12 protein-coding genes are annotated in these 14,727 nt (G+C 67.7%); 9 read left to right on the top strand and 3 right to left on the bottom strand.

The window, feature by feature from the left end; translation table 11 throughout:
* Nucleotides 1-3: 3 nt before the first annotated feature.
* Entirely contained in the window at nt 4-612 is a 609-nt protein-coding gene (locus G1H10_RS09360) for a DUF4178 domain-containing protein (RefSeq protein WP_216853069.1), read from the bottom strand.
* Nucleotides 613-722: 110 nt separating this feature from the next.
* Between G1H10_RS09360 and G1H10_RS09355 the strand changes: the two genes are divergently transcribed.
* Nucleotides 723-1,811 (top strand): NAD-binding protein, encoded by a 1,089-nt coding sequence (locus G1H10_RS09355; protein ID WP_216853068.1) that lies wholly within the window; start codon nt 723-725, stop codon nt 1,809-1,811.
* A 147-nt stretch (nt 1,812-1,958) separates the two neighbouring features.
* A complete protein-coding gene (locus tag G1H10_RS09350) occupies nt 1,959-4,325 on the top strand; it encodes a HelD family protein (RefSeq protein ID WP_512700309.1) in 2,367 nt (788 codons plus the stop codon).
* 106 nt (nt 4,326-4,431) lie between these two features.
* Here G1H10_RS09350 and G1H10_RS09345 read toward each other — a convergent pair whose 3' ends face one another.
* The gene (locus G1H10_RS09345; protein WP_163735962.1) at nt 4,432-4,857 is read right to left on the bottom strand and encodes a hypothetical protein; all 426 of its coding nucleotides are present in this window, start codon (nt 4,855-4,857) and stop codon (nt 4,432-4,434) included.
* 420 nt (nt 4,858-5,277) lie between these two features.
* Here G1H10_RS09345 and G1H10_RS09340 point away from each other — a divergent pair, with 420 nt between their 5' ends.
* The 7 genes from G1H10_RS09340 to G1H10_RS09310 all read left to right on the top strand — a co-directional run bounded on the left by G1H10_RS09340 (nt 5,278) and on the right by G1H10_RS09310 (nt 12,980).
* Nucleotides 5,278-6,627 carry a hypothetical protein gene (locus G1H10_RS09340; protein WP_163735959.1) on the top strand — a complete coding sequence of 450 codons (1,350 nt, stop codon included), beginning with the start codon at nt 5,278-5,280 and terminating at the stop codon, nt 6,625-6,627.
* A 36-nt stretch (nt 6,628-6,663) separates the two neighbouring features.
* The gene (locus tag G1H10_RS09335; RefSeq protein ID WP_163735956.1) at nt 6,664-7,671 is read left to right on the top strand and encodes a glutathione S-transferase family protein; all 1,008 of its coding nucleotides are present in this window, start codon (nt 6,664-6,666) and stop codon (nt 7,669-7,671) included.
* A gap of 122 nt (nt 7,672-7,793) precedes the next feature.
* The gene (locus tag G1H10_RS09330; protein WP_163735953.1) at nt 7,794-9,203 is read left to right on the top strand and encodes a sensor histidine kinase; all 1,410 of its coding nucleotides are present in this window, start codon (nt 7,794-7,796) and stop codon (nt 9,201-9,203) included.
* Nucleotides 9,200-9,937, top strand: coding sequence for a response regulator (locus G1H10_RS09325; RefSeq protein ID WP_163735950.1), 738 nt, complete (start codon nt 9,200-9,202; stop codon nt 9,935-9,937). The genes G1H10_RS09330 and G1H10_RS09325 overlap by 4 nt, the downstream gene beginning before the upstream one ends.
* Before the next feature lie 177 nt (nt 9,938-10,114).
* Complete coding sequence (locus G1H10_RS09320; protein WP_163735948.1) at nt 10,115-11,044, top strand: ABC transporter ATP-binding protein; 930 nt, start codon at nt 10,115-10,117, stop codon at nt 11,042-11,044.
* A complete protein-coding gene (locus G1H10_RS09315) occupies nt 11,044-12,168 on the top strand; it encodes an ABC transporter permease (RefSeq protein ID WP_163735945.1) in 1,125 nt (374 codons plus the stop codon). Before G1H10_RS09320 ends, G1H10_RS09315 begins: the two co-directional genes overlap by 1 nt.
* Nucleotides 12,169-12,401: 233 nt before the next feature.
* A complete protein-coding gene (locus G1H10_RS09310) occupies nt 12,402-12,980 on the top strand; it encodes a TMEM165/GDT1 family protein (RefSeq protein WP_163736281.1) in 579 nt (192 codons plus the stop codon).
* A gap of 103 nt (nt 12,981-13,083) precedes the next feature.
* Here G1H10_RS09310 and G1H10_RS09305 read toward each other — a convergent pair whose 3' ends face one another.
* Nucleotides 13,084-14,673 carry a dolichyl-phosphate-mannose--protein mannosyltransferase gene (locus tag G1H10_RS09305; protein ID WP_216853065.1) on the bottom strand — a complete coding sequence of 530 codons (1,590 nt, stop codon included), beginning with the start codon at nt 14,671-14,673 and terminating at the stop codon, nt 13,084-13,086.
* Between the last annotated feature and the right edge of the window lie 54 nt (nt 14,674-14,727).

The raw sequence follows: 14,727 nt of genomic DNA, 5'->3' as shown, positions 1-14,727 counted from the left end.
AGTTCAGCTCTGCGCCGCGTCGCTGCCCGGGTAGACGGTCAGCGTTCCGGACGGCACGAGCTCGCCCAGTCCGACCTCCCACTCGCCGCCGTCGAACCGTTCGAAGGCGAGGTAGCTGCCCTTCGGTCCGGCGAAATCGACGTACTCCACGCGTCCGGAGGTGCCCAGTCCGGTGGTTCCCTCGGACGCGAACTGCGCGGTGCCGTGCTCCTCGCGGCGGTACTCGACACCGTCATGGGTCAGCGTCTTCTCACTGGGCTGCAGGTCCGTACCCTTCAGCTCGGTCCAGAGCACGACCTCGAGATCGGGATCCTCCTCGACCGAGAGCCAGCGACGGGTGCCCTCGATGTCATCCAGAAAGTGTTCGCTCCACTGGTAGCCGCCTTCGCGCAGGCGCAGCGAACCGCGGACGAACAGGCGCTGCCCGAGGTACTCCACCATGTCGCCGACTCGGATTGTCCGTGGGTCTCCGAAGGTGCTGTCCTCGGGGGCGAAGGGGTCGCGGGGCGGCGGGGCGGCAGCGGGCGTGCGCTGCGACTGCCGTGATCGGACGATGACGGCGACCGCCACCGCGATCACGGCGATGGCGATGATGACGACGACTATCTCCACGACCTCGAATCCCCCCAGGGCGTCCGCCCGGTGCGGCTGTACGTCACTCCCGGGCGATACCTTACACATGCGCGGTTTGCCGGTGAGCAGCCGCGTGCCGGTGAGTGAACGTGGCTGTCGAGGGGACCGACGTGCTGATCATTCTGACCCGTCTCAAGCGCCGCCTGGTCAAATGGCGCACCGGTGTGCCGGCGGTCGCCGTCATGGTCTCCGTTTTCCTGACCAGCTGGCCGTTGATGGCCTGGGTGGAGCCGGCGGGGAGCGCCATCGTCGAACCGCAGAACTACTGGTGGTGGTTCATCGTCACGGGTTCGACGGTGGGATACGGGGATTTCTACCCGGAGACAGCCGGCGGCCATATCGTCGGCGTGTACGTGATCATCGGCTCCATCACCGCGCTCACCACGCTCATCACTCAGCTCGTCGGGGTTGTCGAGAAGGCGAAAGGACGTCGTATGCAAGGTGCCCTCACCGTGGACAGGTCCGATCACGTCGTGGTGCTGGGCTACGTGCCCGGACGCACCGAGCGGATTCTGCACGGTCTGCCGAGCGAAGGCGGCCGCCGAGTCGTGTTGTGCGCGTGGGACGAGGTCGATCAACACCCGCTGCCCGACCGGGATATCGAGTTCGTCCGCGGTGACCTCAGCGATCCGGACGTTCTGCAGCGCGCCGGTGTGCAGCGTGCGCACAGCGTTCTCGTCGATGCCCGGGACGACAACGAGGCTCTGGCGATGGTGGTGTCCGTGCACCATGTGAACCCCCGGGCGCATGTGGTGGTCACCTTGCGTGACATCAGCCGTGCGAACCACTTCACCTACGTGAGCGAATCGATCCGGTGCGTGCAGTGGCATGTGCCGCGGATGGCCACCGAGGAGTTGCAGGACCCCGGCATCACTCAGGTCTACGCCGAGCTGATGACCTACGGCGGCGGGAACACGTACTCGATGCGGTTGCCCGAGACGCTGGACGCGGTGACGTACGGTGCATGCCAGGCCGGTCTCGGGCAACGGTACGACGTCACTGTGCTGGCGGTGCGGATCGACGGCCAGCTGCTGATCAGTCCGTCCTGGCAGACGCGGTTGCCCTCCGGCGCCGTGGTGTACTACGTCGGCCGCGCGCGGCTGTCGGACGATCAGGTCGTGGCGGCGGTGCAGGCGCGGGACGGGTCGCGGCAGCTGATCCAAAATGCCGCCGAATGAAGAAAAGCCCGGCGATTGCCGGGCTTGTTTCCGTCCTCGAATTCTTGCTATCTTCGGGAACTGTTTGTAGCCAGGAATTCTGGAAAGGACATATCGCTCTTGCGTGCCGATTATACGATATCCAAAAAGGCCACGTCAAACGACGCCGTGGAATCGGAGATAGCGGCCGAGCAAGAATATGTCACTCGCCTGTACGAGCGCTTCGACGATCTCCGAGGAGGCGTGGATGAGCAGTTCAGCCGGGCCATCAAGCCTGCTCAGAGCAGTACACACCAAGGGCGGTTCGAGCGTGACGCATCGGTGAACCACTACGCCGAGCGCGCCGCCCGGCTTGCCTCCGCCGAGCACGGTCTTGTCATCGGCCGGTTGGATATCGACAGCGAGGACGAACCGCTCTACATTGGGCGCGCCGGAATATACAGCGAGGATTACGACCCGCTTCTGATCGATTGGCGCGCGCCCGCGGCGACACCGTTCTACCGGGCGACGTCCGCCGAGCGGCTGGGTGTCCGGCGTCGGCGGCACATCCACCTCAGGGGCCGCGATGTGGTCCGCATCGACGACGACGTGCTGGCCCTCGACAACCTGGACGACGACGAACGCCGCCACCTGACCGGCGAGGCGGCGCTGCTCTCGTCGCTGGAGTCCGCCCGTACCGGCCGGATGGGGGACATCGTCGCCACCATTCAGGCGGAGCAGGACCGGGTGATCCGGTCCGATCCCGACGGCATCCTGGTGGTGGAGGGCGGGCCGGGAACCGGCAAGACCGTGGTGGCGCTGCACCGTGCGGCGTACCTGCTGTACACGTATCGGCGCCGGCTCGCGGCGAACGGTGTGCTCGTCGTCGGCCCGAACGCCACATTCCTGCGCTACATCGATCAGGTGCTGCCCGGCCTGGGCGAGACCGACGTCGTGCTCAGCTCCGTCGGCGGGCTCTACCCGGGGGTGGAGACCGAGCGGGTCGACGCTCCGGCGACGGCGATCGTCAAGGGCGATCTGCGGATGGCCGACGTGCTGGCGCAAGCGGTGGCGAGCAATGAACGCGCGCCGATCGGCGGGCTGCGGGTCACCACCGACCGGGACGTCTACTTCCTCGACGATGCGACCTGTCGGCGGATCCGGGACAACGCCCGGGAGCGCGCCCAACGCACCCGGCAGCCGCACAACCGCATGCGCAAGTACGTCGTCGCCGACGTGCTGGACGAGCTGACCGAGCAGGCGCTGGGCAAGATCGAGGCGGTGCTGGACGGTGTGGACATTCCGGAAGAGATCGAGGACGAGGACGATCGCGAGCTCGTCGATCTGGTCGACCGGCCGGCCGTGCGGCAGGAGTTGAAGTCGTCGCCGGGTGTGCGCGAGGCCCTGGACATCCTCTGGCCGGAACTGACGCCCGAAGGGTTGCTCTCCGAGCTGTACACGGACGAGCGGTTCCGCGCCGATGTGGCCCCGCAGCTCACTCAGGCCGAGCGGGACTGCCTGCACCGTGCGGATCCGGCGGCGTGGACGGTGGCCGACGTGCCGTTGCTGGATGAGGCAGCGGCCCTGGTGGGTGAGCTGGACGTCGTGCTGGCGCGAGCCGCGGATGCGCGGGCGCGCGCGGAGACGGAACGCAGCGAGCAGACCGAGCAGGAGCGTCAGATGATCACCGACGCCTACGACGTGGCCATGGATATGGCGATCGACGAGGAGGTCGCGATGCCGGTCGATGCCTCGCTCGTGCTGTCCCGCTATCACGACACCGGCCGGCGTGCGTCGATCGCCGAGCGCGCCCGTCGGAACCGGGAGTGGAAGTACGGACACGTCATCGTCGATGAGGCGCAGGAGCTGTCGCCGATGGCGTGGCGCATCCTCACGCGTCGCTGCCCCACGCTCTCCATGACCGTCGTCGGGGACGTCGCGCAGACCGGCGCCCCGGACGGGGTGAACTCCTGGGCGGACGCCCTCGACCGGCTCGCGCCCGGCAGCTGGCGGCGCGCCCGGCTCACGGTGAACTACCGGACCCCGCAGCCGATCATGACGGTGGCCGGCGATGTCTTGGCCGCCGGAGGTTCGGATGCGGTGGCGCCACGGTCGGTCCGCCCGGACGGCGATGTGCCGTGGGCGCAGCGGGTCAGCGAGGATGATCTCCCGGATGTGCTCCCCGCGGTGGTGAAGCGGGAACGCGACGCGATCGGCGAGGGCACGCTGGCCTTCATCGTTCCGCGAGCGCGGCTGGACAGCTGCCTCGCCGCCGTGCGAGCCGAGGTGCCGGAGGCGCGGGCGGCCGGCGACTTCGACATGCTGGACGCTCCGGTTGCGGTGATCACCCCGGAACAGGCCAAGGGGCTGGAGTTCGACGCGACCGTCGTCGTCACCCCGGACGAACTGCTGGCCGCCTCGACGCAGGGATATGCCGACCTCTATGTCGCGCTGACGCGTCCCACCCGGCGGCTCGGCGTGCTGCATGTCGCCCCGTTGCCGCCGGCCCTCTCCCGCCTGGCACGCGACGGCCACGGACACGACCACGATCGCTGAGCGCTGACCGTCGTTACGCGCCGACTGTCGCTGACCGCGGCGCCGATGAATACGAGTAGTAGGCGCAATGACCCACCGAAGTCGTATTCATCGACGTCGTGTCCGGTCATTGCGGCACGCGGAGTAGCTTGTGGTGGATCCGGTCGGTGTGGTCGCGTCTCTCATGCCAGGTGATCTCGACGACGTTCCGCTCCGCCTCGGCCTTCGGGGTGAGCTCGATATCATCCACGTCGCCGGCGTCGAACTCGTCGTAGGAGGCGTTCTTGCCGAGCCGGTGTGCGCGGAGCTTGACGTCGTAGGCGGTCTCGGTGCCGACGTTCTTCAGCCGGTACAGACTCTCGCCTGCTGGGCGTAGCTCGAAGTGCACACCCTCGGCGGGCGCCGGCTTTCGGTCGGGTGTGAGCCGCTGTGCCGGGCCACGTTCATCACGCCGTTTGCCGTGCCGTGACCGTTGTAGCGCCACCAGCGCGATCACCAGGGCGACGAGGGCGATGGCCAATCCGACGACCTCCACATCGGCAACGTATCGCATGGGCGAGGTGTCTCGCTCGGGTTTCGGCGGGCGAACAGAATGTCTTGGCCATACCCCGGCGGTGCCGCACTGCGGTCAGCTGTGCGGCATTCGGATGGTCCGGCCTCCGGTGCCGCAACGGCATAGAGCCGGAGGAACGCGGACGGAGGCGGGATGACCAGCGCGACGTCGATGCGGCCGCCCAGCACCGCAACGTGCGTTAGCGTTCACACGCCGAATGATCTGTCCGAGCGGGTACGCGCACGACCGGGATATGGCGATGTGCAGACCGCCTCGAGCCGCTGTCTAGCGCGGTGGCCCGTTGTCGGCCAATTGTCGCGATTTCTCGGTTACAAAACGGCAAACCTATTGACCTGTGGCCTGACAGCCGTACCATGAAACGATCAAATCGGCACGTAAAAGCTTCAAGGGAGCCGAGCCATGGCGGTGGGATACCGATCGTTTCTCGTTGTAGACGGCCGCGAAAGCGTAGTCAAGCCGATCACGAAGCACATCGGCGCCTGGATCGAGTCCATCGACATTCACCTCCCGACTGACCAGCCGGGTTACCACAGGCTGGACGATGAGAACGAGATCATCGTCCAGCATGAGACGCATCGTGGCAACGGCGTCTATCGGTGGCGGTGGAACCGACCAGGGGTGGACCGGCCTGGGGCGGTCACCCGGCTCAGCGTGACGGCCGCCGAACAGGCGAGCGGTCCCGGCTGGCTCTGGATCGAAGCCGAGCTTCCTGGGCCGGAACGAGCGGCGTGGTCCGCGCGGACCCTGTTCGCGCCGGTACCGCCGTTCGTGCCGCCGGTGCTCACCGAGGTCGCATGCTACGACGGTCAAACCCCGATGACGTCCGTTCCGATGTGGGCGAGCCGCGACCACGTGCCGGACTTGATGGACTATCTGTCCGACGAAGCCCGCCGCGGCCCGGTCTTCGTGGCCAGCCAGGACAGCCGGCGGACCGCGGAATTCCAGGAATGGGCGGATGACGCGATGTCCGACATCATCGGTCTGGGCGTCATGTTCCTGCTGGACAAGCAGGTGGAGCAGGAGTTCAACGAGATGGTGGGGGAACGGCACGCCATCGGAGCGGGAGCGGTGCGGACCTACCTCCCCGGGGTCAACCTCGATCGCTACCACGACGAGAATCGCCACCCGGTGCTGAGCGTCTCCCGCATCGACCGCACCACCGGCCGGGAGGTCTCGCACCTGCTCGGGGCCGCACAGCGTAGCCGGCTGTCGCGGCTTCCGGTCCCACCGGACGCGGTCGAGGTCGACCGGATTCTTCAGGAACGCGAGGATCAGGCACGCGAGCACGCGGACCGGGCCACCGGCGGGCGGCCACCGACCCCTGCGGCAGCGTCCGAGCAGACGGAGCGAGCGCGGATCCAGGCGGTGCAGATCGCCGAACTGCGCCTGGCCAACGCGCACCTGCGAGCCGACATGGACGTCCTGACCGACCGGCTCGCCCATTTCGAACGCTGCCAGGAGGGCATCATGAGGGCCCTTCGCGATGCGCAGCGTGGCCTGATGGCCACCGGAGCGGGCCACGAGCCGGCGGACCGGCGGGATTCCGGGCAGCGTCAGGCGAACGGTTACAGCGCACCCGCACTGCAGTATCGGGTCGACCAGAATCCGGCCGATGATTCCCGGACGCACGACATGCACCAGCCGATCGAACCCCGTGAACCGCACGATCATGGGTATGGTCCGCAGGATCACCAAGACCAGGATGAGCAGCCACAGGGACACGGAGGCGCCGGCCCGGCCGGCGAGTAGGCACGCTCGTCGTCTTCAGGTCTACCATCGGTCCATATGGGTTCGGCACAGGCGGATACGAAGGCAAGCGGCGAGTTCGCCCGGGACATGCGGTACATCCCCACCCGGATCACCGCTGACGGACGAGACGGCTATCCGGTGGAGGCGGACCGATACCGGCTGATCATCGCCCGGGCGTGCCCTTGGGCCAACCGCGCCGCCATCGTGCGCCGTTTGCTCGGTCTGGAGCCGGTGCTGTCCATGGGCATCTGCGGCCCGGTGCACGATGAACGCAGCTGGACCTTCGACCTCGACCCCTCAGGCGTCGATCCGGTGCTGCGGATCCCGCGGCTGCGCGACGCCTACCTCGCCCGCGATCCGGACTATCCGCTCGGTATCACCGTTCCGGCGATCGTCGACGTGCCCAGCGGGCAGGTCGTGACCAACGATTTCCCGACCATGACGATCGACCTGAGCACCGAGTGGGTCCGGTACCACCGGGACGGCGCGCCGGACCTGTATCCGGAGTCTCTGCGCGAGGAGATCGACGAGGTGTCGGAGCTGGTCTTCACCGACGTCAACAACGGTGTCTACCGATGCGGATTCGCCAGTTCACAGGGTGCCTACGAGCAGGCGTACGACCGGCTTTTCGCCCGGCTGGACTGGCTCGAGGATCGGCTGACCCGCCGCAGGTACCTGGTCGGTGACACGATCACCGAGGCGGACGTGCGGCTGTTCACCACGCTGGTCCGTTTTGACGCGGTCTATCACGGCCACTTCAAGTGCAACCGGAACAAGCTGACCGAGATGCCGGCGCTGTGGGCCTACACCCGTGACCTGTTCCAGACCCCGGGGTTCGGCGACACGATCGACTTCGCCCAGATCAAGGAGCACTATTACGTGGTGCACACCGGCATCAACCCCACCCAGATCGTGCCCAAGGGACCGGATCCGAGCGGATGGCTGACGCCGCACCACCGTGCGGAACTGGGCGGGCGGCCTTTCGGCGAGGGTACGCCGCCGGGCCCGCCGCCCCGCGACGAGCGGGTTCCGTCGTTGAAGTGAACGACATTGTGGTCGCGATCACGGCCACAGTGCATTTCCCTCACCGCGTTTCTCTCACCGACGTTGAGCGCGGGTGATCGGGCCGGCTGCCGTTGTCCTGTGGATCGGTTACGTTTTCCCTCATGGGTGCCGTAGGACGAGACGATCACCCGACCATGGACTGGGACCGATGGGAACGGCCCGGGCCAGGACGGGCCGGATATCGCAGGGACGCTGTGCTCGCCGCAGCCATCGTGGCGGGTGCGGTGGTGATGTCGATGCTGATCAACAGCATGGGTGCGTTCGTCTTCCCATCTGCACCCAGCCTGGCCGAACAGATCGCGTGGGGTGTCGCCTTGACTGCGCCGCTCGTCTTCCGCCGCCGTTTCCCGTGCACGGTGGTGCTCGTGCTGCCGGCGTTGTTCATCGCGGCGCAGGTACGGCAGAACGGCGACAACCTCATCCCGTCGATCGCGCTGTTCGCGGCGATCTACACCCTCGGCGCGTGGGGCCGTGACCGGGTACGGGCCAGGTGGGTCCGGATCGGCGTCATCGGGGCGATGTTCACATGGCTGGGCATCGCCATGGCCCGCGACCTGACGCAGGCGACACCGGAGTTTCCCGCCGCGCAAGGTCCGTTCGACCCGCTCTGGGCGGCCGCGCTCTACCACATCAGTTTCAACCTGCTGTTCTTCTTCTCCGCGTATTTCTTCGGCAATGCCGCGTGGGAGTCGGCTCGACGGCGGTACAAGCTGGAGATTCAGGGTGACGAACTGCGCCGCTCGCAGGAGGCCAACGCGCGCCGGGCCGTGGTGGAGGAACGGGTCCGGATCGCGCGCGACCTGCACGATGTCGTAGCCCATCACGTCTCCGTGATGGGTGTACAGGCGGCCGCCGCGCGTCGGGTCTTCGACTCCGACCGCGAACTGGCCAGCACGTCGCTGGAGGCCGTCGAAGAGACGGCCCGGACGGCGATCACCGAACTGCGAGGTCTGCTCGGCGTGCTCCGCGACGACGGGCGCGAGGATCGCGACGGCCGCGAGGGCGACGCGGCTGCGGACGCGGAGAGGGACCGGGGCGGGCCGTCCCCGGGGCTGGCGCAGCTGTCGGGGCTGGTCGACAAGGCCCGTAGCACCGGCCTTCAGGTGGACTACCGTGTTTTCGGAGAACCGCACCCGATGTCGGCGGCCGTTGAACTCACCGCCTACCGTGTGGTCCAGGAGGCGCTGACCAACACGGTGAAACATGCCGCCGCGACCAGCGTGGACATTCGAGTGCGCCATCTGCGGAACCTGCTCGAGGTAGAAGTGAGCGACGACGGACGCGGACATCTCCTGTCTGCCGGCGAGCGGACCCCGAGCGGCCTCGGTCTGGTCGGTATGCGGGAGCGGGTGGCCGTGCACGGTGGAGAGCTGGAAGCACAACCCCGCTCCGGCGGAGGGTTCTTGGTCCGCGCGAGACTGCCGCTCGCGGGAGGCGGTGGCGGCGCCGGCGCCGCCACCGGCGCCGTGGAGGCGAGGACGACCGTGGCGGCCACGGCGAACGAGCGATGACCATACGAGGCGACGAGCCGCCGGCACTCGGGGATAGCCGGCCCCAGCGTGTCGGCCGGCCCGACGGTGCTCCGATTCGGGTCCTCCTCGCGGACGACCAGGATCTGGTGCGGGCGGGGTTCAGGGTCATTCTCGGCGCCGAGGAGGACATCGACGTCGTGGGTGAGGCCAGCGACGGCGATCACGCCGTCACGCTGGTGGCGGCGATGCAGCCCGACGTGGTCCTGATGGATGTGCAGATGCCGGGCATGGACGGTCTGGAGGCGACCAGGCAGATCCTGGCGGGCTCGAGCGTGCCGACCCAGGTGGTGATCCTCACGACGTTCGATCGGGAGGACTACCTGTTCGAGGCGTTGCGTGCCGGGGCCAGCGGATTCCTGCTGAAGAACGCCTCGCCCGACGATCTGGTGGATTCCGTCCGGGTCGCCGCCCGCGGCGACGCCCTGCTCTCGCCGGAGGTCACCCGCCGGGTCATCGCGCGGTTCAGCCAACCGTCGCCGGTTGTCGCGCCGCATCGGCCGCCGGAACTCACCGATCGGGAGTTCGAGGTCTTCGTGCAGGTGGCAAAGGGTGCGACGAACCAGGAGATCGCCGAACGGCTGTTCCTGGGGGAGACCACGGTGAAGACGCATGTTTCTCGGGTGCTGATGAAGCTGGGCCTGCGCGACCGGACCCAGGCGGTGGTGTACGCGTACGAGCACGGCGTGGTGGCACCGGGGAGCGATACGCACTGAACCCCCGCCGTGGTCGCCGCGGGTGTGGCTGGCCGGTGGACCCCAGGATGACGACATGACGGTACCCGCGAAGGACGCTCAACCGCTGGTCTGCGGCCTACCGTGGTGGACGGTGAGTTCCACGGTGCCGGCGCGGGTGTCGGCGCCCCGATGGCGTGTACCCAGCGGAGGCCAGGAATGTTGCAGGTCAGATCGGTGAGTCGGAGCTTCGGTGAGCTTCGCGCTGTCGACGATGTCTCGTTCGACGTGGCGCCCGGCCGGATGACCGGATTCGTCGGCGCCAACGGCTCCGGCAAGACCACGACGATGCGGATCATCCTCGGCGTCCTCGCCGCGGACAGCGGGACGGTGCTGTGGGAGAACCGCGAGGTCACCCAGACCGTTCGGCAGCGGTTCGGCTACATGCCCGAGGAACGCGGTCTCTATCCGAAGATGAAGGCGGCCGAGCAGGTGGCCTACCTGGGTCGGCTGCACGGAATGGAGCGAGCGGCAGCGGAGCGGAACGCGGCCGCGCTGCTCGAACAGCTCGGCTTGGCCGAACGTGCGGACGACCCCGTCGAGCAGCTGTCGCTGGGCAACCAGCAGCGGGTCCAGATCGCCGCGGCACTGGTACACGACCCGGGCCTGCTGATCCTGGACGAGCCGTTCTCCGGGCTGGATCCGCTCGCCATCGAGATCGTCTTGAGTGTCCTGCGGGACCGTGCGTCGCGCGGGGTGCCGGTGCTGTTCTCCAGCCATCAGCTGGACGTGGTCGAGCGGCTCTGCGATGACCTGGTGATCATCGCGGCCGGTGCGGTGGCGGCGAGCGGTTCCCGGGACGAGTTGCGCCGTCAGTTCGGGCCGTCCCGGTTCCAGCTGGTCGTCGACGACGACGCCGGGTGGGTGCGGGATGTGCCCGGGGTCCGGCTGGTCGAGCTGGACGGTCCCCGGGCGGTGTTCGACCTGGATGAGGAGTCACCGCCGGGAGATGCGTACGGCGCGGCGCCGGCCGGAGGCGCCGGTGACCGGGACCAGGCCGTTCTGCAGGCGGCCCTGCAACGTGGCCCGGTCCGCAGTTATGGGCCCGTCGTTCCCTCTCTCTCCGAGATCTTCAAGGAGGTCGTGTGATGGCCACCGACACCACGCAACGGACCGCCGCCGAGCCCGTGGGCACGTCGTTCTGGTCGGCCACGCGCCTGGTCGCTGAGCGGGAGATCACCGCGCACACGCGCACGAAGGGATTCTGGCTCAACTTCGGGCTGTTCGTGGTCGGGATCTTCGCGGCCGCCATCCTCCCGAACATTTTCGGCGGCGGAACACCGACCGTCGCGGCGGTGGGACCGCAGTCCGAACAGCTGCTGGCCACGACCGATTTCGAGGTCCGTCCGGCGGACGATGCGGATGCGGCCGAGGAGCTCGTGCGTACCGGCGAGGTCGACGCCGCCGTGGTGCCGGACACGACCGGACAGTCGCCGGTCGGTGTCCGCGTGATCGGTCACGAGGAGTCCCCGGACGACGTCGTCTCCGCGCTGAGCGTGTCACCACCCGTCGACCTGCTCGAGCCTTCTGAGGTCGACGCGGGCGTCCGCTTCTTCTCCGCCTTCGCCTTCGCGATGGTCTTCTTCATGTTCTCGGTCGGGTTCGGGATGGCGATCGCACAGAGCGTGGTGACCGAGAAGCAGACTCGCATCGTCGAGATCCTGGTGGCGACGGTCCCGGTGCGCGCCCTGCTCGCCGGGAAGATCATCGGGTACTCGCTACTCGTGTTCGCTCAGGTCGCCGTCCTCGCGCTGCTGACGCCGATCGCGTTGCGTGCCGGCGATCAGGACGCCGTACTGTCCTGGCTCGCCGATGCGCTCGGATGGTTCGTTCCGTTCTTCATCCTGGGTTTCGTCCTGCTGGCCTCGATGTGGGCGGTGGCCGGCGCCCTCGTGAGCCGGCAGGAAGACCTCGGCTCCAGTACCGCATTGGTGATGACTCTGGTCATGATCCCGTATTTCGGGGTCATCATGTTCAACGACAACGAGCTGGTGATGACCATCCTCTCGTACGTGCCGTTCAGCGCACCGGTGGCGATGCCGGTGCGGACGTTCGGCGGGGAGGCCCAGGCCTGGGAGCCGTTCCTGGCGCTGACCATTCTGCTGGTCACGTTGTTCGCCAGCGTCGCCATGGCGACCAGGCTCTACTCGGGTTCGTTGTTGCAGACCGGATCCCGGGTCCGGCTCAGCCGCGCCTGGAGCCACGTCGAGTGACGTGTGACCCTGCACACTTCCGATGGCCCACAGAGTGGTTGCCCGGTAAATTGGTCGGCGCGAAGGGGAGTAGCCCCCAATGTCGCGGTCGACATACTGACGCCGATGTGGGCGTCCGGCCGCGCAGCCTCCAGCGAGGCGGGCGAGACCTTCGACCAAGGCAGTGAATTGCCGGGTCGAAGTCTCGCGTACCTTCGTCCCGGCGCGGATCGAAGGGACTCTACGTGGCCGAGATGTGGGCCGCCCTGCTCGTCAGCTTCGGCGTGATCTTCGTCGCCGAACTGGGGGACAAGTCGCAGCTGATGGCGATGACGTTCGCCGCTCGATATAAGGCGTGGCAGGTCATCGTCGGTATCACCGTCGCGACCACGGTCGTCCATCTGGCCTCGGTGGTGATCGGGTTCGGCGTCGGTGAAGCGCTGCCCACCGGATGGATCAACATCGTGGCCGCGCTGGCCTTCTTCGGCTTCGCCGCGTGGACGTTGCGCGGGGACTCACTCAGCGAGGGCGAGGAACAGAAGGCCAGACGCGCCAATGGCTCCGCGATCATGGCCGTCGGTGTGGCGTTCTTCCTGGCGGAGCTGGGCGACAAGACGATGCTGGCGACGGTGACGCTGGCGACGCAGCATGACTGGGTCGGGGTGTGGATCGGCTCCACGGTCGGCATGGTGGCGGCGGATGCGTTGGCCATCGTCGTCGGCCGGCTACTGAGCCAGCGGTTGCCGGAACGGATCGTCGCCGTCGGCGCCGCCATCCTGTTCGCCCTCTTCGGCATCGCCCTCCTCATCGATGGCCTCACCCAACTCACCTGACGGCCCTAAATGATCATGTGAAGTGGGTTTTCTCCAGCACCACCATGTCTGCAGACCTGTTGAGGCACGAGAAAACCCACTTCACATGATCATTTAGGCCGAGCTAGATCCAGGTGTCGAACCACATGCGCTGGCGCCAGTCGTCGTAGGGGATCACCTGGTCGACGTGGATCGGATAGAACCACGCGGCGACGACGACCACCACCAGCACGAACCCTCCGGCGATGGCGACGCCCACAGCCCGGCGCTGCGCCGAGTCGTCCGGCTTGCCGAGGATGAGCCCCAGCCCGTACGCAACGGCCAGCGCGAGGAACGGCACGATCGCGGCGGCGTAGAACGCGAACGTGGTCCGCTCCACGTAGAACAGCCACGGTACCCAGGTGGCCGTCACCCCGGCCAGGATGGCGCCGGCCCGCCAGTCCCGCCGGAGGAACCAGAACAGCAGACAGGCGATCAGAGCGACGCACGCTCCCCACCACAGGACCGGGTTGCCGAGAGCGAGCACCTCCTGGCTGCACCGCTCCACCTCGCAGCCCGCCTGACCCTGGTCCAGCCCCTGGTAGTCGAACGAGACCGGCCGACCGAGATACAACCACGTCCAGGCATTGGACTCGTAGGTGTGGTCGTCGGTGAGTCCGTTATGGAACCGCCAGATCTCGCCGTGGTAATACACCAGGCTGCGCAGCCAGTCCGGAACGAGCCGGCCCAGCCCGGTGGCGGGGTTGTCTGCCGCCCAGTTCCGGCCCCAGCCGTTATCCGAGAAGATCCAGCCCCACCAGGTCACCACGTAGGTGACCAGCGTCGATCCCACGATGGTGACGAATGCGACCGGGCCGTCGCGCAGCAGCGAATTCAACGCAGGGCTGCGCACGCCCGCCGCGCGTCGGGCTCCGATCTCCCAGAGCACGGTCATCAGCCCGAAGACGGCGAGTGCGTAGAGCCCGCTCCACTTGGTGGCGCACGCCAGGCCCAGCATGAGGCCGGCCGCCAGCCGCCACGGACGCCAACCGATCAGCGGGCCGTCGCCGAGCGGGAGTCCGGCCGCGACCCGGCGATCCGTCCAATCCGCCAGGGCGGAACGGCTTCGATCCCGATCGACCAGCAGGCAAGCGAACGCCGCGACGACGAACATCGCCAGCAGGCCGTCCAGGATCGCCGTCCGGCTCGTCGCGATCGCCAACCCGTCGACCGCGAGCAGCAACCCCGCCGTGCACCCGAGCAGGGTGGATCGGAACAGGCGTCGGCCGACGCGCGCGACGAGGAACACCGTGATGACGCCGGCCAGCGCTGTGGCGAGCCGCCACCCCGCCGGCTCCATGCCGAGCAAGCGGATGCCTTGGGCGATCAGGAACTTTCCTGCCGGTGGATGGACCACGAACGACGGTTCGTCGGTGAAGACATCGAGGTTGCCCTCGATGATCATCTCGTCCGCGTCCTCGACGGCCTGGCGTGTGTAGCCGAATTCCAGCTGGCTGAGTGCGTCCTTGGCGTAGTACGTCTCGTCGAAGATGATCCGGTTCGGGCGTCCCAGATCGATCAGTCGCAGGACGGCGGCGACGGCGGACACCAGCAACGGACCGAGCCAACCCCACACACCGTCGGCGGGCATGGGGCGGTTCAGCCGGGCGCGGACGAATCGGATGGGAGACGTCACCCGCGCCATCTGCGGTGCTTCGACGGCGGTGCGGGCCACCGGGTCATCTTAGACGGTCGCGCTGAGGGATCCCGCGCATCCTCGCCATCCGGA

This window comes from Phytoactinopolyspora halotolerans (genome assembly GCF_010550675.1).
Lineage (GTDB): Bacteria > Actinomycetota > Actinomycetes > Jiangellales > Jiangellaceae > Phytoactinopolyspora > Phytoactinopolyspora halotolerans.
The sequence above is the reverse complement of the archived record's forward strand: the minus strand, read 5'-3'. Positions and strand labels throughout refer to the sequence as shown.

What these genes read in the sequence shown, in the direction of transcription:
- G1H10_RS09325 (WP_163735950.1), top strand. Translation starts at nt 9,200, where the DNA reads ATGACCATACGAGGCGACGAGCCGCCGGCACTCGGGGATAGCCGGCCC.
- G1H10_RS09330 (WP_163735953.1), top strand. Translation starts at nt 7,794, where the DNA reads ATGGGTGCCGTAGGACGAGACGATCACCCGACCATGGACTGGGACCGA.
- G1H10_RS09340 (WP_163735959.1), top strand. Translation starts at nt 5,278, where the DNA reads ATGGCGGTGGGATACCGATCGTTTCTCGTTGTAGACGGCCGCGAAAGC.
- G1H10_RS09335 (WP_163735956.1), top strand. Translation starts at nt 6,664, where the DNA reads ATGGGTTCGGCACAGGCGGATACGAAGGCAAGCGGCGAGTTCGCCCGG.
- G1H10_RS09310 (WP_163736281.1), top strand. Translation starts at nt 12,402, where the DNA reads ATGTGGGCCGCCCTGCTCGTCAGCTTCGGCGTGATCTTCGTCGCCGAA.
- G1H10_RS09315 (WP_163735945.1), top strand. Translation starts at nt 11,044, where the DNA reads ATGGCCACCGACACCACGCAACGGACCGCCGCCGAGCCCGTGGGCACG.
- G1H10_RS09345 (WP_163735962.1), bottom strand. Translation starts at nt 4,857, where the DNA reads ATGCGATACGTTGCCGATGTGGAGGTCGTCGGATTGGCCATCGCCCTC.
- G1H10_RS09320 (WP_163735948.1), top strand. Translation starts at nt 10,115, where the DNA reads ATGTTGCAGGTCAGATCGGTGAGTCGGAGCTTCGGTGAGCTTCGCGCT.